Source organism: Mesorhizobium sp. P2_F5 (assembly GCF_056403715.1).
This window is the reverse complement of sequence record NZ_JBFUEY010000004.1, coordinates 513593-531853: the sequence shown is the minus strand read 5'-3', so window position 1 is coordinate 531853 and position 18261 is coordinate 513593. Positions and strand designations below refer to the sequence as shown.

The following is an 18261-nucleotide window of genomic DNA, read 5'->3' as shown; positions in this document are numbered from 1 at the left end:
GCTCTATATGTTCTTTAAACATGTGGTTAAGAAAGGATTTCTAGAAATCGACCATCGGCGTGACCGCCGGGTCCATGGCAACCACCGCGGAATCCCGACAATGGAACCAGTCCTCGACCTTCTTGTCTCGATCTGCAGCATCGCGACGCTCGGCCAGTATGTCTGGTCGATGCGGGCGCATTTCCAATCGCAGGCCATGTCTCCGGGCGCCATCGTAATATCGGCGGCGGTCATCGCCACGGCGCTGTTCTTTCTGGCCATACTGTGGATCCAAGCGCAGCCGGTTTCGGCAAAGCTCATCGGGCTCGCCGTCGAATTGGCGAGTTCTGCCCTGTTCTGGTGGGCGATTGTCACGTCGCGCAAGGCGCGGTTGCGCTTCGCCTTTGCGCCCGACAACCCGCACAGTCTGTTGACCGATGGTCCCTATGGCTATGTCCGCCACCCTTTCTACACCTCCTACATCATCTTCTGGATCGGATGGGGGATTGCGACCTGGTCGATCTGGGCGGTGGTACCCGTCGCCGGGATCGTCGTCCTCTATGTGTTTGCGGCGCTGGACGAAGAGAAGAAATTTTCGCGCACGCCGCTCGCCGACTCGTACAAGGCCTATCGTGGGCGTGCCGGCCTGTTCTGGCCGCGGTTGGGGTGGTAGCCGGCACCGGGGCAGGGTAGGGTCAGCCGAACTCAGGGATTGCCAGACATGAAGATCATTGCCTGCGGCAGCGTGCCGACCATCATCGCGCCGGACAAGTATTTCACCGGCCGCGTGTTGCAGACGCCGATCATCGAGAAGGAAGCGCCGGCGCGGCTGCGCGCCACGCTGGTCAGCTTCGAGCCTGGCGCACGCACCCACTGGCACACGCATCCGCTCGGCCAGACGCTCTACGTCACTTCGGGCGTCGGCCTTGCGCAGACATGGGGCGGGCCGATCCAGGAGATCAGGGCCGGTGACGTCATCTCGTTCGAGCCCGGCGAGAAGCACTGGCACGGAGCGGGCCCGAAGACGACGATGACCCATGTCGCCATGCAGGAGGCGCTTGACGGCGTCCATGCCGATTGGATGGAAGCGGTGACGCCTGAACAATATGGCGGCTGAGCGCTAAGCAAGAGGCGTAGGCAACAAAAAACCCGGCGGTGACGCCGGGTTTTTCTGTTTCAGGCTGTCCTGATCAGGTCAGCGATGCCGTGAACCGCTGGATGCGCGTGCAGGCTTCCTCCAGCAGCGTCTCCGACGTCGCGTAGGAGATGCGGAAGTTGGGGCCGAGGCCGAAGGCCGAACCGAACACCACCGCGACACCCTCGGCCTCGAGCAGTTCCGAGCAGAAGGCCTCGTCGGTGTCGATAACCTTGCCGGCCTTGGTCTTCTTGCCGATCAGCTGCGCGCAGGACGGGTAGACGTAGAAGGCGCCTTCGGGCGACGGGCAGCTTATGCCGCGCGCCTGGTTGAGCATCGACACGACAAGGTCGCGCCTGCCTTGAAAGATCGCCTTGTTCCTGGCGACGAAATCCTGCGGACCGTTGAGCGCCTCGACCGAGGCCCATTGCGCGATGGTGCAGGCGCCCGAGGTCTGCTGGCCCTGAATCATGTCCATCGCCTTGATCAGCTGCACCGGACCCGCCGCATAGCCGATGCGCCAGCCGGTCATGGCATAGGCTTTCGAGACGCCGTTCATGGTCAGCGTGCGCTCGTAAAGCGTCGGCTCGACCTCGGCGATGGTCTTGAAGACGAAATCGCCATAGGTCAGGTGCTCGTACATGTCGTCGGTCAGCGTCCAGACATGCGGGTGCTTCAACAGCACATCAGCCAGCGCGCGCAGCTCGGCTTCCGTGTAAGCGGCGCCCGACGGGTTCGACGGCGAGTTCATCAGCAGCCATTTGGTCTTCGGCGTGATCGCCTTTTCCAGGACGGCGGGAGTCAGCTTGAAACCATTGTCGATCGAGGTGTCGGCAAACACCGAGGTGCCGCCACAGATCGCCACCATTTCGGGATAGCTGACCCAATAGGGGCGGGGGATGATGACCTCGTCGCCGGGGTTCAGTGTGGCCATGAAGGCGTTGAACAGGATCTGCTTGCCGCCGGTGCCGACAATGGTCTGCTCGGGCTTGTAGTCGAGATTGTTCTCGCGCTTGAACTTTTTGGCGATCGCCTCGCGCAGCGGCACGATGCCCGAAACCGGCGGGTACTTGGTCTCGCCACGGCGGATCGCCTCGATCGCCGCATTCTTGATGTTGTCGGGCGTGTCGAAATCCGGTTCGCCGGCGCCGAGGCCGATAATGTCACGGCCGGCATTTTTCAGCTCACGGGCTTTCTGCGTCACCGCGATGGTGGCGGAAGGCTTCACGCGGGAAAGAGCGTCGGCAAGAAAGGCCATGACCAGATATCTCCAGAGGGGTCGACGCAGCGGGAACAGCTGCGGCGCTTCTCATGTCGCATCAACCCGCCAAGTGCAAGCATTGTCGGATGAGCCAGGGATCAAGGGCCTGTGAAGATCGGCTTTGGAACACCGGGTTTCGTCCGCGCTTGGGACCTTGCAATCCATGGGGCGTATCCGCGGCAAGAATAAATTCATCAACGGCCGTTAAAACCTTTGACGGCAGGATCGCCAGCCATTTCGCCTGTCTCGCGGAGCGAGGGACCCTTGTCGCGCAGCATCGGGCTTGCCCACATCATCCGTAACGATGACGGCACCTCGTCAGGTGTCTGGGGCCTCTATACCCTGCAGAGCGCCTTCCAGCCGATCTTCGCCTTCAAAGAGGGCAAATTGTCGGTGGTGGCGTTCGAAGGGCTGATCCGGCCGTTTCGTGACGGCGAGCCGCAATCGCCGTTGAATTTCTTCTCGACCTGTCCGGCCGGCGACCGCCTGCATATCGAGGCGCTGACGCGCACACTGCATTTGCTCAACGCCGGCGCCTGCCTGCCGCAAGAGGCCTCGATCTTCATCAATTTCGACCCGTCGGTGTTCACCGAGCGCTCCATCGCCGACAACGCGCTGCGCGACATGCGCCTGGTGTTGCACGAGGCCGGGATCGATCCGCGCCGCATCGTGTGCGAGGTGACCGAGCAGAAGTCGGCGTCGCAGGAAACGCTTTACAGCTTCGTCGAGGCGCTGCGGGCCAATGGCTTCCGCATCGCCGTCGACGACTATGGCGCCGATGAATCCGACATCAACCGCATCAAGGAACTCAAACCAGACATCGTCAAATTCGATGCGCACTGGATCACGCAGCTGATGGAATCCGGCGCCGGCTTTGCCCTGTTGACCACCATGGTGACGAACTTCGAACAGCAAGGCATCCGCACCGTGTTCGAGGGCATCGAGGAGGGCTGGCAGCTTGAACTGGCCGAGAAATCGGGCGCCTCGATGGTGCAGGGTTTCGTGCTGGCAAAGCCGGAACTGGCGCCGACCAGTTTTCGTGTTTTCGGCAAGGATGCGCAGCCACCTGCCGCGGCGACCGAGCCAGTCAAGGCGCCTGCCGGCCGAACCGCTTCAGGGCGGCCGGGCAGGGTGTTCGGGCGCAGGACCGGGCCATGACCGGGCAGCGCGAGCGGCGGCGCGATGTCGGCGAGGCGATCTTTGCCGACGAGGTCGGCATCGAATACGGCGTCCATGGCGCGTTCCGGCTGAAGAGCGCCTACCAGCCAATCTTTGCGCCACGCGGCGGCGCGCTGGCCGCGGTCGCCGTCGAGGCGCTGATCGAACCGCACCGTGCGGCCATGCCGGTTGCGCCTTCCGTGTTCTTTGAAAGCGTTGCGACGGGCGACCGCCTGTTTGTCGAGACGATGTGCCGGATGCTGCATCTGAGAAACTTCCGCAACATCGGCGTCGATGGGCTCTACCTGTTCTTCAACTACAACCCGATGATCAACGACCATCTCGGGCGTGCGCTGGCCGAGATCCGGCTGATGACCCGGCATCTCGGCGATCTCGACCTGCATGCCGGCATGCTGGTCTGCGAGATCACCGAGCAGGCCGCCGACGATCATGTGCTGGCCCCGCTGGTGCGCGAGATGCGGCGCCACGGCGTTCGCGTTGCCATCGACGATTTCGGCACCGGCCATTCGACCGCGGAGCGGATGAGCCTGCTTCAACCGGATATCGTCAAGATCGATGGCGGCTGGTTCGCCGAATTCTGCCGCCACGCCGCCGCCGAACGCTTCTTCCGGCCGCTTGTCTCGTCGCTGCACGATCGCGGCGCCAAGGTGCTGGTCGAAGGTATCGAGCAGGCGACGCATCTGCGCGTCGCGCTGGATGGCGGTGTAGATCTGCTGCAGGGATATCATCTCGGCCGCCCGGCGCTGGCCGGTACGCTCTTCAACCAGGAGCCGCTGTCGATCGAGGCGCTGCTGGACACGGACAACAAGGTGGTGCCGTTGCATCTGCGGCGTTGATTTTGTCCTCACGCTTGCCGCCGCTTCGCGGCTCGCTCCGGACGGGCGCGCCAACGGGCGCGACGCCCGGTCGGGCTTGCGGCCTTTGGCCGTAGCGCGAATTCAGAGAGGACGAACTCGGCCCGCGCGAAGTTCGGCCAAAGCCTGCTCGGCAGGCTTATCCAGTCTGCCGGCCTTGGCGTCGGCCTCGATCTGCATATCCCACACATCTGCCTGAAACGCCTCGAACCATGCGGCAAAGGCCTTCAGTTCCTCGGGGCTCAGGGCTGCGATGGATCTTTCGATCTGTTCAAGCTTGGTCATGGAGTGGAAAATAACATGATCGAGGTTGCAGGGCCAAGTATCTGCAACAGACAAACAAAAAGGCGGGATAAATCCCGCCTTCCCATTTTTCGGTAGCCTGATTGGGAGCTTTAAGTCCGGACTGGCAGCTATCTGCTGATCCAGCTTGTCGGGTCTTTCCGCTCCAACGCGCTTCTCGCGCGACTGTCAGTACATCCGTGACTTGCCGCGCGCCCCGAACTCTCGCCCGGCGCGCGCTATCGCAAAATCAGGCTGCCTTGCTCAGAGAACCAGCGGACGACTTGCCTGTGCGGCGGTCCTGCTCGATCTCGAAGTTGATCTTCTGGCCTTCGACCAGGGTCGACAGCCCAGCGCGCTCGACAGCGGAGATGTGGACGAAAACGTCCGCGCCGCCCGAATCAGGCTGAATGAAGCCGAAGCCCTTGGTGGCATTGAACCACTTGACCGTACCAGTTGCCATATGAATAGTCCTCGCATTTGCTTTGGTTTGACCGAACCGAGGTTCAGCCGGTGTGTATCGAGATTTTGGAGATAGACGTCAGCAAACGCGAAGATCGCGAGGCCCGGATCGATCGGCCGAAATATCAATGGACCTGATATAGGCAGGTTTTGCACCAAAAACAAGACGGCTCGAAAAAAGGCGCCGCCGTGGCACCGCCCAAAGGCCGCCCCAATCGCATGAAAGCGTTGAGCAATCGGGAAGATCGGGACGCCCCACGGCGTTAGTCCGGTTTTGGGAGACAACCATGAAAACCGTCGTGAAAACCATTCTGCTGGCTGTCTGCCTGACGCTGGCGGCCGCCGAGGCGCAAGCGATCTCGCGCTACGACCCCACCCGTATGAGCTGCGACAGGGTGCAGGGCACGATCGCCCGCCAGGGCGCGGTCATCCTGCGCTATCAGTCCAGACGCGTGCCGGGGCTGCCGCTCTTCGACCGCTATGTGCAGAGCCAGCAATTCTGCAACATCGGCGAGGTCAGGAAGCGTGCCTATGTGCCGAGCGCCGATACCGAATCCTGCCCGGTCTATCTCTGCAAGCGGATCGAGAACGACCATTTCCATCGCCGCTTCCTGCGCCGCCGCTAGAGGCTGATCGTTTCATCGCGATTCCACCGGTGGAACAGGTTCCTGATCCACCGGAACAGGCCCTGTTTTCAGAACCCGAACGAGACCTGCGCCGGCGGTGGCGGGCCGACGCGCACGCCTTCCATGGCCAGCATCTTTTCCTTGGTGACCGAACCGCCGGGCGCCGAGAAGCCGCCGATCTTGCCGCCCGCGGCCAGGATGCGGTGGCAGGGGATGACCAGCGGTACGGGGTTGGCGCCAAGCGCTGCCCCGGTTTCGCGTGGCAGGCCGGGCTGGCCGGCACGCTTGGCCAGTTCGCCATAGGTCGTTGTCTCGCCATAGCCAAGCTTTCGCGCCGCGTCGTAGATGGCGAGGCGGAAGTCGTCGACGCCATCCAAATCGACCGGCACACCGGAGAAATCGACGTCCTCGCCTGAGGCATAAGCCTTGATCGAGGCGATCAGCTCGACGACCCATTTCGGCTGCTCGGTATTGGCGGCAACACCGGCATGACGCATCAGCCGGCGCTCCACCGCTTCGCGGCTCTTTTCGGGCAGGCAGAGCCGGATCAGGCCCTTTTCGCTCCAGGCGATGCCCATGAAGCCGATCACTGTTTCTAACACTGCGTGGCCGGCTGTGATCGAAGATGTCGTTTCCATGATGCGCTCCTTTCCGCAAAGTGGCGAAAACCGGCATACCGACCGGTACATATGCAGAACAATATGGCATCTGGGGCCAGCTCTCGCCACCCGAAAACCACCGGATAGCCCCGATTGCTCACCAGGAATCGCTGGTGTAAGGACTTCTTAACAACCCGACAAACCGGACCCGCGCGGCTTGCCAGCAAAATTCAACCTTATTGCGATCTGCGTGATCGTCGGCGCCGCCGCACTCAGCGGCTGCCAATCGACTTCGCAGATGAAGGCTACGCCTGCGCTGACCGAAACAGCGACCGCCGCCGGCAGCGATGCCGGCTTCACCGTGCCGCTGCCCGACACGGTTTCGGTGCTGCCGCAATCCTCGGGCACAACACCAGTCCAAGCGGCCGAAGTGGCTCCCGTAACCCCAGCGCTCGATGAAGCTGCGCAGCCGGTTGCCGCGACCGCGGCCTTTGCCGGCGCGACACCCGCGGCCCCGGGCGTGCCTGCGGTGATGGCCGCCAGTGCGTGGCAGGCGCCGGCGCCGGCCAAGGCCGGGCAGCCCGTCACGGCTGAGACATACACCACCGCCGGCCTTGTCATGCCGGCAACCGCCAAGAGTGGCGAGAAAACCCTGCCCGGCGTGCAGCAGGTGGCTTATGTCGGGCCGCAGAATCCGGCTGCCCTGGTGCAGTTCCCCGCCGCGCCGCTCAGCCCGGCGCCAGCAGAAGAGCATGCGACCGGCATGCGCGGCGACATCGACCAGTTGATCCAGAAATACGCCGCACTCTACGAGGTGCCGGTCGACCTGGTGCGCCATGTCGTCAGCCGCGAAAGCACCTACAATCCCAAGGCCTACAACAACGGCCATTGGGGCCTGATGCAGATCAAGCACGCGACGGCACGCGGCATGGGCTATGACGGGCCGGCCAAGGGCCTGTTCAATGCCGAGACCAACCTGAAATACGCGGTCAAATATCTGCGCGGCGCATGGTTGGTGTCGGACGGCAATGCCAAGAAGGCCGACTGGCTCTACCAGACCGGCTATTATTTCGACGCCAAGCGCAAAGGCCTGCTCGAGGCGACCGGCCTCGGCGTCGACCGCAAGCGCCGCCGGCTACAGCCCGACGCCTGAGCGTTATGCCTGAACCGCGCCCGCCGGCTCCAAACGACATCCGGCTGCGCAAGATCCTCGACGAGACACTCGTTGCCCCGCATTGGCCGGACGGCTTTACCATGCGCTGCTTCGAGCATGGCGACGCTCAGCCCCTGCATGCGCTTTTGACCGAAGTGTTCGACGACGGCACCGACGGACCCTTCGACGAATGGTGGCCGCGTATCTCAAGTGATGCCGAATTCGACCCGGCGCTGTGTTTCCTGGTCATCGATGACAAGGGACGGCTGGCGGCGGCAGCGCTCTGCTGGACGAGGGCCTTCGTCAAGGACCTTGCCGTTCATCCCGAAGCGCGCGGCAAAGGCATTGGCGAGGCGCTGATGTGGCAGGCGTTCACCGCCTTTCGCGAGCGCGGTGCCGCCCATGTCGACCTGAAGACCAACACCGTCGAGAACGCTGCCGCGCTCAGGCTCTACGAGCGGCTGGGTATGGTACCCGTCGCCTGGGAAGGTTGAGCGTTTTGTGTTGTTGAAATCCTTCGATTTGTGAACTGCTTCACATAGGCCGCCGCAACCGGGTGCTACCTCACCATCCATGCCTTTCGACCGATGGCGGATCGACGACTGGCAGATGTGGAGCGGCTGCACCGGCATGTGTTCAGCCACTCCTTGGCGGGTCCCAGGCGGGGGTTTGGGGCCCGCCAGTCGTCTTACAGCTAACCTTCAGATATCAGGCGCCCCTTAGATATCAGGCGCATTGCCGATCTTTTTTTTGAGCTCGAGCGCCCAGGCGCGGCCCTCGTCGCCGCCCCACAGCAGCCAGGCGATGGTGCCGGCCGACGGATTGTCTTCATTGCCATAATTCTTGCCGCGCTTGTCGACCTCGTGGCGGGCGAAATAGCTGACCATGCGGCGGATGGTGGAGGGGGCCAGCTTTTCGCGGTTCTTGAGTTCGGTGGCGCGCGCAACGCCGATCTCGGTGCCGCCGCGACCGAACTGCTTGCGCAGCCTGAGCCCCTTGGCTGCGTTGTCGGCCACCACTTGCGGACAGCGCAGGTCGATCTCTTCGGTGTTCTGCTCGCGCATGTATGCTCCCTGATCCCGAGAGATCTAGCTGACGGGAAGAATACGGCAAGTCGGGCTCGTTTCCCGGATCAAAATGTCGGAACCGATCGCCGTGAAACGTCCTTGGGCCGTAACGCAATCCGTGCCGGGACGCCGGCGCGACGGCCAAGGAGACGATCATGATCACCTTCCCCAACGAATCCGCCAGATATCGCACCGCGCGTGAAAAACTCCTGCAGAAGGAAATTGAATTGCGCCGCGCCATGGAGGCCGTGGCTGTCGCCCGGCGCGCTTTGCCGCCGGGCCGGCTGGTGCCGCAGGATTATGTCTTCGACGGTCTTGGTCCGGACGGCAAGCCGGCGCGCATAAAACTGTCGGAGCTGTTTGCGCCGGGCAAGGATTCGCTGATCCTCTACAACATGATGTTTCCGCGCCATCCGCAGGAAACGCGCGATGTCGCGGCGAGCGGCGAAACCGCCAAGCTGGCAAGGAAGGACCAGCCTTGCCCTTCCTGCACGGCGCTGCTCGATCAACTCGACGGCGCGGTCGGCCACCTCGAAGGCGCCGGCTTCAACTTCGCCGTGGTGGCCAAGACCGCGCTGGAGAACGTGATTGCGCTCGGTCGCGACCGCGGCTGGAGGAACATCCGGCTCATTTCTTCCGCCGGCAATGATTTCAAGCGCGACTATCACACCGAGGCCGATGATGGTGCGCAGCTGCCGCTGATGTCGGTGTTCCACCGCGATGGAGACGGCATCAGGCATTTCTGGTCGTCGGAACTCGGCTTCGCGCCAACGGATCCCGGCCAGGATCCCCGCGCCATCGGCACCTGCGAGATCCTGTGGAATTTGATGGATTTTACGCCGGAAGGGCGGCCGGATTGGCATGAACAGCTGCAGTATGGCGAGGGGTGCTGTCATTGAGAGAAGTGCGGCGGTGCATCGGGGTGACCTGGCCCGAAGAACGTGAACGGGTCAAAAATCGGCGCTYTACGGCGCCCCCCTCTGTCCTGCCGGACATCTCCCCCACGGGTGGGGAGATTGGCYGTCAYMKCGGCYTTCGCYAATTTTCAACGTYGCAAGAACAGAGCCGGCGCGCCAAGACTGCTAATCTCCCCCCAAGTGGGGGAGATGTCCGGCAGGACAGAGGGGGGCGCCGTAGAGCGCTATGGTTGATGCCAGCCGTTGGCAAACCGTTGCCGCAAAGTGGCTCTTTGCCCTCGCCTGCCGCGAAAGCACAAATCCTAGGGAGCATCCCATGCCCAAGATCGACATCTCCGCCGTGCCCGTCCGCAAAGGCTCAGGCTACCCGCGCCCTTCGATTCCCCTTGCGCAAACCGCGCGCGCCGCCGCCTCGGCGACGCGGGCGGCCTCCGCGACTTCGGCGTCAACCTGATGATCTTGCCGCCCGGCGGCTGGTCCAGCCAGCGGCATTGGCACAGCCATGAGGACGAACTCGTCTATGTGCTGGAAGGCGAATTGGTGCTGGTCGAGGATGGCGGCGAGACGCTGCTCAGGGCAGGCGACTGCGCGACCTTCGCCAAGAACAGCGGCAACGGCCATCACATGATCAACCGCTCGATGATGACAGCGCGCTATCTCGAAGTCGGCTCGCGCTCTCTAGACGATGTCATCACCTGCTCCGACATCGACATGATGAGCCCAAGCTCGGACGGCCGGTTCCTGCACAAGGACGGCTCGCCATATCCGGGGCAGGGGTAGCGGTTTGTTTTTTGCGGCCACGCGCGGCTCTGACCTGCCTTGGACCATGCATCCGCGCTGGCGTTCAGCCAGTGCCGGGATAAGCTCCCTGCAAAACCAGGGAGGATTGCCATGAAGAAGGAAATCATCGAAGTGCCGGTGCTGTCGGCGGCGGTGCGTGCGCTCGGCGTGCCGCTGTCGCTGGTGACCAAGGGGGCAGGGCTGGTCTTCGTCTCCGGCATACCGCCGCTCGATCTCGTCACCGGCAAACTGGTCAAGGGCGACATCGAGGTACAGACCGAGGCGTCGCTCAGGGCGTTGCGCCATTGTCTCGAAGCGGCGGGCAGCTCGCTCGATAACGTGCTGATGGTGCGAATTTATGCCGCCAATGCTGGCTTCTACAGCGCTATCAACCGCGTCTATGCCAGGCATTTCCCGGAAAATCCGCCATCGCGCACCTTCGTGCCGGTGGCGTCATGGCCGATGGAGTTCGATATCGAGATCGAGTGTGTGGCGGTGGGGTGAACTGAGCGGCGGCTGGACCATGCGTCGGCGCTGGCGTTCCGCCCGCGCCGGGATAAGCTCCCTGCAAACAAGGGAGATCACAGTGAACAAAGAAGTCATCGAAGTGCCGGTGATGTCGGCCAAGGTCCGAGCGCTTGGGCTGCCGTGCTCGACAGCGGTCAGGGCCAATGGCTTCGTGTTCATCTCGGCGACGCCACCGGTGGACATGGTGACCGGCGAGATGGTGCGCGGCGACATCGAGGTGCAGACGGAGGCATCGCTGAAGGCGCTGAAGCATTGCCTGGAAGCGGCCGGCACCTCGCTGGACAATGTGGTGATGGTGCGCATCTACGCCGTCAATTCCGGCTTCTACAACGCCATCAACCGGGTCTATGCGAAGTATTTCAGCGTGAACCCGCCGGCGCGTAGTTTTGTCCCCGTGGCGTCATGGCCGATGGAGTTCGATATCGAGATCGAATGTGTGGCGGTGGCGTGAGGTGGCGTTTCTCTTCGCATAGCATCGGCTCTCCCTTGTTCACGGCGTTTGACTTTGATCCCTGCCTACTGGCTTGAATCGGTGCTACCAACGTTGTCGGTCATACGAAAACGAGCTAGTTGTCGGCTAAGATCCGAAAAAGATGAGAGACGCGATGGCTGAAGCAGATCTTGAATTCGTCGATGAGGACGATGCGGTTCTAGACCCTAAGGATACTGCTGCTTTTTCAGAAGCAGTCCTATATTCGTCGGATTGGACGGTTCAGACTGTTATCTCCCAGTTGATGAATAAAAATATCGATATGAATCCTCGTTTCCAAAGGCGAGATGCTTGGTCAATAGGAGGGAAGGGCAGATTTATTGAAAGTGTTATATTGGGGTTTCCAATACCGCAGATAGTTCTGGCGGAAAAGAAGAATCAGAGAGGTCAATTCATCGTTTTAGATGGAAAGCAAAGGTTGCTTTCTCTTCTCCAATTTACTGGAAACGCTGAAGGAGCGAAGAATGCTTTCCGCCTCTCCGGATTGGAGGTCCGAACGGACCTGGCTCGAAAGAGCTTTTTGCAGCTGGAAAAGGATCCTGCGAGGAGAGACGACCTGAATGCCTTTTTCAACAATACGATTCGGACGGTTGTAATTCGAAACTGGCCCAATACGAATTTTCTTCATACTGTGTTTCTCCGATTGAATACCGGTAGCGTTAAACTTTCTCCTCAAGAACTCCGCCAAGCTATGGTGCCGGGTCCGTTTTCGGATTTTATCGATGACACCGCGATTTCATCAGTTCATGTGCAGCGACTAATGGGCAGAACAACACCCGATCCTCGGATGCGTGATGTAGAGCTTATTGTTCGTTACCTTGCTTATCGGCGGTTTCTCACAACGTATTCGGGTAGGATGAAGGAGTTTCTTGACAACACCTGTATGGAACTTAATGAAACCTGGGTGAAGGCGCAGATCTCTGTCGAACGCGATATTGAGCAATTTAACGAGGCTGTTGACGTTCTTATAGATATATTTGGCGATGAGGCCTTGGCTCGGAAACCTGGATCGCGCTCTTTCAACAGAGCGATTTTCGACGCTCTTGTTTTTTACGCCGCTGATTATGAAATTCGCACTGCCATGGCTGCTAACGCTAAGAAAGTGCAACAGCTATATGCGTCATGTCTTGCGGATGTAACGTTCTCGGAGGCTGTTGAAAGCGACACCGCCGGTATTCCGCATACATTTGACCGATTGTCGATTTGGGGAAGCGGACTTCGCGAGGCCCTAAAGCAAGACATTAAGGTGCCAGCTCTTGAATCTAGGAAAGACGGGAGCTCGCGTATAACGTTCGACGGCTTCCACTAAATGGCGTCGAGGCGCTTTAAGGATCTTCAAGCACGCGTCAGGGAACTGAAGCGCATGCTTTTGCCATTCAAGTTCGATCCGACTGGTACCTACAAAGATCCGTTACGTGTTACGACCCGCGCGCTTTCTTTTCGCGTGCTGGCTCACGCGGAAGTGGAAACCTATCTTGAGGATCGCGTTCTTGAAGTAGCCACCACAGCTCTTGATGCTTGGGAGACAAACAAGTTCGTTTCCGTTGTAACATTTCATTTGATCGGTTTCAGCGGAAGAGCAGCAGATCTTCCACCCGAAACCTTGCATACGACTGAGCAAAACAAAATTAAGGAATGGCCAAGCAAGACATTTATAGATTATCGCTTTTCAAAATCTGTGTCGGAATTTCAAAAGCGAATTCGATTGGAAAATCACGGAGTCAAAGAAAAGAATATTATGGAAATGTTCATTCCAATTGGTTTCGATATGGGAAAGTGTGATGAGATTTTTCTGCAAACGATGAGTAATTTCGGTGAGGCGCGGGGCGCGGTAGCACATACGAGTGGAAAGGGCCACGTTCAAAAGGCTGTCGACCCGAAAGACGAATACACTACACTTCAGAAGATTGTTGACTCTTTGGAGTTAATCGACACCGAATTCGATCGACTTTTGAAGGCATCAAAAGCTCCAAAATAGTGCTGAAGTATCTGGGTGATGTTCGAGACTTTTTGCGTTGGCGGGACAGCCCCCTCTGGCCTGCCGGCCATCTCCACCACAAGGAGGGAGATTAGCTAATCGCTCAAGCAAAATACTCCTGCAGCGGCCGCACCTCGAGGTTCCCCGCCTTCAGCGCCGCAATCGCCTCAGCCACAGCCGCCGCCCCAGACAGCGTCGTGTAATACGGCACCTTCTGCATCAGCGTTGCCCGCCGCAGTGATTTCGAGTCCGATACCGCCTTCTGACCATCCGTGGTGTTGAAGACGATCTGGACCTGGCGGTTGCGGATGGCGTCTTCGATGTGGGGACGGCCCTCGAGCACCTTGTTGATTTTTTGCGCGTCGACGCCGTTCTCGGCGAGGAAGCGGGCGGTGCCGGATGTCGCCAGCACTTTGAAACCCTGGCCGGCGAGACGCTTGACCGCCGGCAATATGCCCTTCTTGTCCTCGTCGCGCACCGAGACGAACAGCGTGCCGGAGCGTGGCAGGTCGACGCCGGCGCCGAGCTGGCTCTTGGCGAAGGCGAGTGCAAAATCGCGGTCGAGGCCCATGACCTCGCCGGTCGAGCGCATTTCCGGGCCGAGCAAAATGTCGACGCCGGGGAAGCGGGCGAAGGGGAAGACGGCTTCCTTGACCGCGATGTGGCCGGGATTTCTCGGGTCGGGCATCGCGCCGTAATGGGCGAAGGCGTCTTCCAGCTTTTCGCCAGCCATGATGCGGGCGGCGATCTTGGCGATGGGACGGCCGATGGTCTTGGCGACGAAGGGCACGGTGCGGGACGCCCGCGGGTTGACCTCCAGCACATAGACCGTGCCTTCTTTGATCGCGTACTGCACGTTCATTAACCCGCCGACATTGAGCGCGCGGGCAAGGGCCGCCGTCTGGCGCTCCAGTTCGTCGACGAGGTCCGAAGGCAGGGAGTGAACGGGGAGCGAGCAGGCGCTGTCACCGGAATGGATGCCGGCTTCTTCGATATGCTCCAGGATACCCGACACGAACGTGTCCTTGCCGTCGCAGAGGCAATCGACGTCGACCTCGATGGCGCCGGAGAGATAGGTGTCGAACAAAAGCGGGTTCTTGCCCAGCAGCGTATTGATCTGGCCGGTCTTGTCGTTGGGGTATTTCTGCTTGATGTCCTCCGGCACCAGGCCGGGCACGGTGTCGAGCAGATAGGATTGCAGCATGCCCTCGTCATGGATGATCTGCATGGCGCGGCCGCCGAGCACATAGGAGGGGCGCACCACCAGCGGGAAGCCGAGCTCGCCGGCGACGAGGCGGGCCTGCTCGACCGAATAGGCGATGCCGTTCTTCGGCTGGGTCAGGTTCAGCTTGTGCAACAGCTTCTGGAAGCGGTCGCGGTCTTCGGCGAGATCGATCATGTCGGGTGACGTCCCGAGGATCGGGATGCCGGCCTTCTCCAGCGAGTCGGCAAGCTTCAGCGGCGTCTGGCCGCCGWACTGSACGATGACGCCGACCAGTTCGCCCGAGGCCTGTTCGGCGCGCAGGATCTCCAGCACGTCTTCCGCCGTCAGCGGCTCGAAATAGAGCCGGTCCGACGTGTCGTAGTCGGTCGACACGGTCTCGGGGTTGCAGTTGATCATGATCGCTTCATAGCCGGCGTCGCGCAGCGCGAAGGCGGCATGGCAGCAGCAATAGTCGAACTCGATGCCCTGGCCGATCCGGTTGGGACCGCCGCCGAGGATGACGACCTTCTTGCGCGACGAGACCTGCGCCTCATTGGCGAGCGCGCCGGCGAAAGGCACTTCGTAGGTCGAATACATATAGGCGGTGGGTGAGGCGAACTCGGCGGCGCAGGTGTCGATGCGCTTATAAACCGGATGAACGTCGAGCTTTTCGCGAATCTTCTGAATCACTTCGGCGTCGGTCTTCGTCAGCGACGCGAGGCGGGCATCGGAGAAGCCCATCGCCTTCAGCATGCGCAGATTGACGGCGTCCTGCGGAATGCCGTGCTCGCGGATGCGGTCTTCCATGGCGAGAATGCCGGCGATCTGTTCGAGGAACCACGGGTCGATCTTGCACATGGCGTGCACGTCTTCCAGCGAGGTGCCCATGCGGATCGCCTGCGCCACCATGCGCAGCCGATCCGGCGTCGGCGTGCCCAAAGCGGCGCGGATGGCGTTGCGGTCGTCGACGTGGCTGGCGGGCGCAGTACCATGACCAAGGCCGGGGATTTCGATCTCGTCGAGACCGGTGAGGCCGGTCTCCAGTCCACGCAAAGCCTTCTGCAAAGATTCCTGGAAGGTGCGGCCGATGGCCATGACTTCGCCGACCGACTTCATGGCGGTGGTCAGCACCGGCTCGGCGCCGGGGAATTTCTCGAAGGCAAAGCGCGGGATCTTGGTGACGACGTAGTCGATCGACGGCTCGAACGAAGCAGGCGTGGCGCCGCCGGTGATGTCGTTCTCCAGCTCGTCCAGCGTGTAGCCGACGGCGAGTTTGGCGGCGATCTTGGCGATGGGGAAGCCGGTCGCCTTGGAGGCCAGCGCCGACGAGCGCGAGACGCGCGGGTTCATCTCGATGACGACGAGGCGGCCGTCGGCCGGGTTGACGGCGAACTGCACGTTGGAGCCGCCGGTCTCGACGCCGATCTCGCGCAGCACCGCGATCGAGGCGTTGCGCATCATCTGGTATTCCTTGTCGGTCAGCGTCAGCGCCGGTGCGACGGTGATCGAGTCGCCGGTGTGCACGCCCATCGGGTCGATGTTCTCGATCGAGCAGACGATGATGCAATTGTCCGCCTTGTCGCGGACGACCTCCATCTCATACTCCTTCCAGCCGAGCACGCTTTCCTCGATCAGCACTTCGGTGGTCGGCGAGGCGTCGAGGCCGGACTGGACGATGTCGTAGAATTCGGCGCGGTTGTAGGCGATGCCGCCGCCGGTGCCGCCCATGGTGAAGGACGGGCGGATGATGGCGGGCAGGCCAACATGGTCGAGCGCCTGGGCGGCGATCGCCATGCCATGGCTGATGTAGCGCTGCTTGCGGTCACCTTCGCCGAGGTTCCAGCGGGTTTCCAGCGCATCGAGAGCTGCATCGAGATCGGCAGGCGCCTCGGCCTTGACCGCGGCGCGCTCGGCCTCATGCATCTTGCGGTCGGTGTTCTTGACGTCTGTGGCGTTGGCCAGCATCGACTTCGGTGTTTCCAGGCCGATCTTCTTCATCGCCTCGCGAAACAGCGCGCGGTCCTCGGCCTTGTCGATGGCGTGCGCGTCGGCACCGATCATCTCGACATTGTAGCGCTCGAGCACGCCCATGCGGCGCAGCGACAAAGCGGTGTTGAGTGCGGTCTGGCCGCCCATGGTCGGCAGCAGCGCGTCGGGCCGCTCCTTGGCGATGATCTTGGCGACGACTTCAGGCGTGATCGGCTCGATATAGGTGGCGTCGGCCAGTTCCGGGTCGGTCATGATGGTGGCCGGGTTGGAATTGACCAGGATGACGCGGAAGCCCTCTTCCTTCAGCGCCTTGCAGGCCTGGGYGCCGGARTAGTCGAACTCGCAGGCCTGGCCGATGACGATGGGGCCGGCCCCGATGATCAGGATCGACTTGATGTCGGTGCGTCTTGGCATCGTTGTGAGTTCCGTTCGGCGAGCGGCTTGCACGAAAAACCGGGACGGGAAGACCCGGCCGGTTGTGCTTGCGATTCTGGTATCAGGCTAGGAGGGCCTTATAGGGAAGAGTTTTGACGGATGTAACCCCGAAAATGAGGGATTGTGGGGCTGCCAACACTCAAACGCCGCGATCCGTCGCACCCCCCTCTGCCCTGCCGGGCATCTCCCCCTCAAGGGGGGAGATCGGATAGTCACTTCGGCTTTCGCCAATTTTCTATGTTGAAAAAGAAGAGCCGGCGGCGAAGCTGCCAATCTCCCCCCTTGAGGGGGAGATGTCCGGCAGGACAGAGGGGGGTGCTTCCCGCCGGCGTTCGAGGCTCAAGCTAACCTCCGGCCGCCACGGCGTCAGTAATCTCGAAGCGTTCGGAGGCGCCGATGCGGATCATGTTCAAGCTGCCCTCGCGGGTGAAGCGGAATTCATCGGGAGAGTCCGAGCCGACAGGCAGGCCGCCCTGAAAGCTGATGATGCGCGTTCCGCCATCCGGCCACGTCACGGTCACCGCGCTGTCGCCGCCGGTATGAGCGACGCTTATCTGGCACTGCATCATCGGCTCGCCGACATGGCGGGCGCAGGGGATGCCCGGGGCGGAAGGGGATAGCTCGATCGCCGCGAAGGCCAGGCCATAGGCGTCCTCCATGGCGGTCCTGCCGATCGCGTCGGCGGATTTCGGCGCGCCGCGATCGGCCGGCGCGTCCGCGCCGAGCCGCGCCTTGAGGTCAGGCGGCGGTGCGGTAGGGGCAGCCGGCGCAGACGCAGCCGGAGGGGACGGCGTCGCAGCCTCGGCGGCTGGCGCCGCCGCCGCTCCGCCGACGGCATCTGGTGTCTGGCCAGCTTGTGGCGCCGTGGCGTCCGGCGTCTGGCCGGCATTGGCAACAGCGGACGCATCCGCCGCCTGGTCGGATTCGGGCACGGTCGCCGGATTGACCGGAATGAGATAGCGCGCCGGCGCCCAGCCGGTGACGGCGGGATTATCTGAAACAATCTTGCACCAGGGATGTCCGTCAATGTCGTTGCAGCCGAGGTTGCGCACGCTCGCACCTGCAGCCACCCGCGCCTCGGTCTTGCCCATCGGCGATGGCTTGGCGCGGATGTTGAGCAGATCGTCGGGGGCAAGCCCGGTGACGATGGAGATGAAGGGCACTTCTTCGGCGTGGGCCGGGACAACAGCCAGCCACGCCGCCGTCAGCAGCGGAGCGGCAATCAGCGCATGCAAACTTGTTCGGAGCGTAACTATGCGCCTCATCATTGGCCGTGCACTGATACTCTGTACCTTTTACGCAATTCCGGACGGAAAACCGTTTCACACTTTTCCTGGAATTGC

The 18261-nt window shown here is 61.6% G+C and carries 19 protein-coding genes and 2 pseudogenes; 13 read left to right on the top strand and 8 right to left on the bottom strand.

The features are described 5' to 3' along the window. Window positions 1-100: 100 nt before the first annotated feature. Together AC1DYO_RS09085 and AC1DYO_RS09080 are read left to right on the top strand one after the other, a co-directional pair. Window positions 101-652 carry a methyltransferase family protein gene (locus AC1DYO_RS09085; RefSeq protein WP_477262356.1) on the top strand — a complete coding sequence of 184 codons (552 nt, stop codon included), beginning with the start codon at window positions 101-103 and terminating at the stop codon, window positions 650-652. A 48-nt stretch (window positions 653-700) separates the two neighbouring features. Then, a complete protein-coding gene (locus tag AC1DYO_RS09080; protein WP_477262354.1) occupies window positions 701-1096 on the top strand; it encodes a (R)-mandelonitrile lyase in 396 nt (131 codons plus the stop codon). A 73-nt stretch (window positions 1097-1169) separates the two neighbouring features. Here AC1DYO_RS09080 and AC1DYO_RS09075 read toward each other — a convergent pair whose 3' ends face one another. Next, window positions 1170-2372, bottom strand: a complete 1203-nt coding sequence (locus AC1DYO_RS09075) for a pyridoxal phosphate-dependent aminotransferase (RefSeq protein ID WP_477262352.1) — start codon at window positions 2370-2372, stop codon at window positions 1170-1172. A gap of 267 nt (window positions 2373-2639) precedes the next feature. On the opposite strand from AC1DYO_RS09075, the gene AC1DYO_RS09070 reads away from it, so the two are divergent. Next, window positions 2640-3533, top strand: coding sequence for an EAL domain-containing protein (locus AC1DYO_RS09070; RefSeq protein WP_477262350.1), 894 nt, complete (start codon window positions 2640-2642; stop codon window positions 3531-3533). Then, complete coding sequence (locus tag AC1DYO_RS09065; protein WP_477262348.1) at window positions 3530-4390, top strand: EAL domain-containing protein; 861 nt, start codon at window positions 3530-3532, stop codon at window positions 4388-4390. Before AC1DYO_RS09070 ends, AC1DYO_RS09065 begins: the two co-directional genes overlap by 4 nt. A gap of 102 nt (window positions 4391-4492) precedes the next feature. On the opposite strand, the gene AC1DYO_RS09060 is transcribed toward AC1DYO_RS09065, so the two are convergent. Both AC1DYO_RS09060 and AC1DYO_RS09055 read right to left on the bottom strand, forming a co-directional pair. Further along, window positions 4493-4693, bottom strand: coding sequence for a hypothetical protein (locus tag AC1DYO_RS09060; RefSeq protein ID WP_477262346.1), 201 nt, complete (start codon window positions 4691-4693; stop codon window positions 4493-4495). A 247-nt stretch (window positions 4694-4940) separates the two neighbouring features. Continuing rightward, complete coding sequence (locus AC1DYO_RS09055) at window positions 4941-5153, bottom strand: cold-shock protein (protein WP_015316174.1); 213 nt, start codon at window positions 5151-5153, stop codon at window positions 4941-4943. A gap of 298 nt (window positions 5154-5451) precedes the next feature. Here AC1DYO_RS09055 and AC1DYO_RS09050 point away from each other — a divergent pair, with 298 nt between their 5' ends. Beyond that, window positions 5452-5778 carry a hypothetical protein gene (locus AC1DYO_RS09050; protein WP_477262471.1) on the top strand — a complete coding sequence of 109 codons (327 nt, stop codon included), beginning with the start codon at window positions 5452-5454 and terminating at the stop codon, window positions 5776-5778. Window positions 5779-5846: 68 nt separating this feature from the next. Here AC1DYO_RS09050 and AC1DYO_RS09045 read toward each other — a convergent pair whose 3' ends face one another. Beyond that, window positions 5847-6416 (bottom strand): methylated-DNA--[protein]-cysteine S-methyltransferase, encoded by a 570-nt coding sequence (locus tag AC1DYO_RS09045; protein WP_477262344.1) that lies wholly within the window; start codon window positions 6414-6416, stop codon window positions 5847-5849. A 178-nt stretch (window positions 6417-6594) separates the two neighbouring features. Here AC1DYO_RS09045 and AC1DYO_RS09040 point away from each other — a divergent pair, with 178 nt between their 5' ends. Further along, a complete protein-coding gene (locus AC1DYO_RS09040; protein ID WP_477262342.1) occupies window positions 6595-7530 on the top strand; it encodes a transglycosylase SLT domain-containing protein in 936 nt (311 codons plus the stop codon). A 5-nt stretch (window positions 7531-7535) separates the two neighbouring features. Further along, complete coding sequence (locus AC1DYO_RS09035) at window positions 7536-8024, top strand: GNAT family N-acetyltransferase (RefSeq protein WP_477262340.1); 489 nt, start codon at window positions 7536-7538, stop codon at window positions 8022-8024. Between the two features lie 225 nt (window positions 8025-8249). Here the strand turns inward: AC1DYO_RS09035 and AC1DYO_RS09030 are convergent, their stop codons facing one another. Next, a complete protein-coding gene (locus AC1DYO_RS09030) occupies window positions 8250-8594 on the bottom strand; it encodes a hypothetical protein (protein WP_477262338.1) in 345 nt (114 codons plus the stop codon). 158 nt (window positions 8595-8752) lie between these two features. Here AC1DYO_RS09030 and AC1DYO_RS09025 point away from each other — a divergent pair, with 158 nt between their 5' ends. The 6 genes and pseudogenes from AC1DYO_RS09025 to AC1DYO_RS09000 all read left to right on the top strand — a co-directional run bounded on the left by AC1DYO_RS09025 (window position 8753) and on the right by AC1DYO_RS09000 (window position 13290). Next, window positions 8753-9496, top strand: coding sequence for a DUF899 family protein (locus AC1DYO_RS09025; RefSeq protein ID WP_477262336.1), 744 nt, complete (start codon window positions 8753-8755; stop codon window positions 9494-9496). 334 nt (window positions 9497-9830) lie between these two features. After that, window positions 9831-10294 (top strand): annotated as a pseudogene (locus AC1DYO_RS09020) (cupin domain-containing protein). Between the two features lie 111 nt (window positions 10295-10405). Then, a complete protein-coding gene (locus AC1DYO_RS09015) occupies window positions 10406-10798 on the top strand; it encodes a RidA family protein (RefSeq protein ID WP_477262334.1) in 393 nt (130 codons plus the stop codon). Window positions 10799-10880: 82 nt separating this feature from the next. Continuing rightward, window positions 10881-11273: a RidA family protein gene (locus AC1DYO_RS09010; protein ID WP_477262332.1), complete on the top strand. Its 393-nt coding sequence runs from the start codon at window positions 10881-10883 to the stop codon at window positions 11271-11273. Between the two features lie 154 nt (window positions 11274-11427). After that, entirely contained in the window at window positions 11428-12621 is a 1194-nt protein-coding gene (locus tag AC1DYO_RS09005) for a GmrSD restriction endonuclease domain-containing protein (protein ID WP_477262330.1), read from the top strand. Next, complete coding sequence (locus AC1DYO_RS09000) at window positions 12622-13290, top strand: HEPN domain-containing protein (protein WP_477262328.1); 669 nt, start codon at window positions 12622-12624, stop codon at window positions 13288-13290. Between the two features lie 103 nt (window positions 13291-13393). Here the strand turns inward: AC1DYO_RS09000 and carB are convergent, their stop codons facing one another. From carB to AC1DYO_RS08985, 3 genes and pseudogenes are all read right to left on the bottom strand, one after another. Beyond that, complete coding sequence (gene carB, locus AC1DYO_RS08995) at window positions 13394-16897, bottom strand: carbamoyl-phosphate synthase large subunit (RefSeq protein WP_477262326.1); 3504 nt, start codon at window positions 16895-16897, stop codon at window positions 13394-13396. A gap of 181 nt (window positions 16898-17078) precedes the next feature. Continuing rightward, window positions 17079-17234: pseudogene (locus AC1DYO_RS08990) on the bottom strand (precorrin-3B synthase); the annotation flags it as partial. A gap of 28 nt (window positions 17235-17262) precedes the next feature. Then, window positions 17263-18153: an SH3 domain-containing protein gene (locus AC1DYO_RS08985; protein WP_477262324.1), complete on the bottom strand. Its 891-nt coding sequence runs from the start codon at window positions 18151-18153 to the stop codon at window positions 17263-17265. Window positions 18154-18261 lie beyond the last annotated feature (108 nt).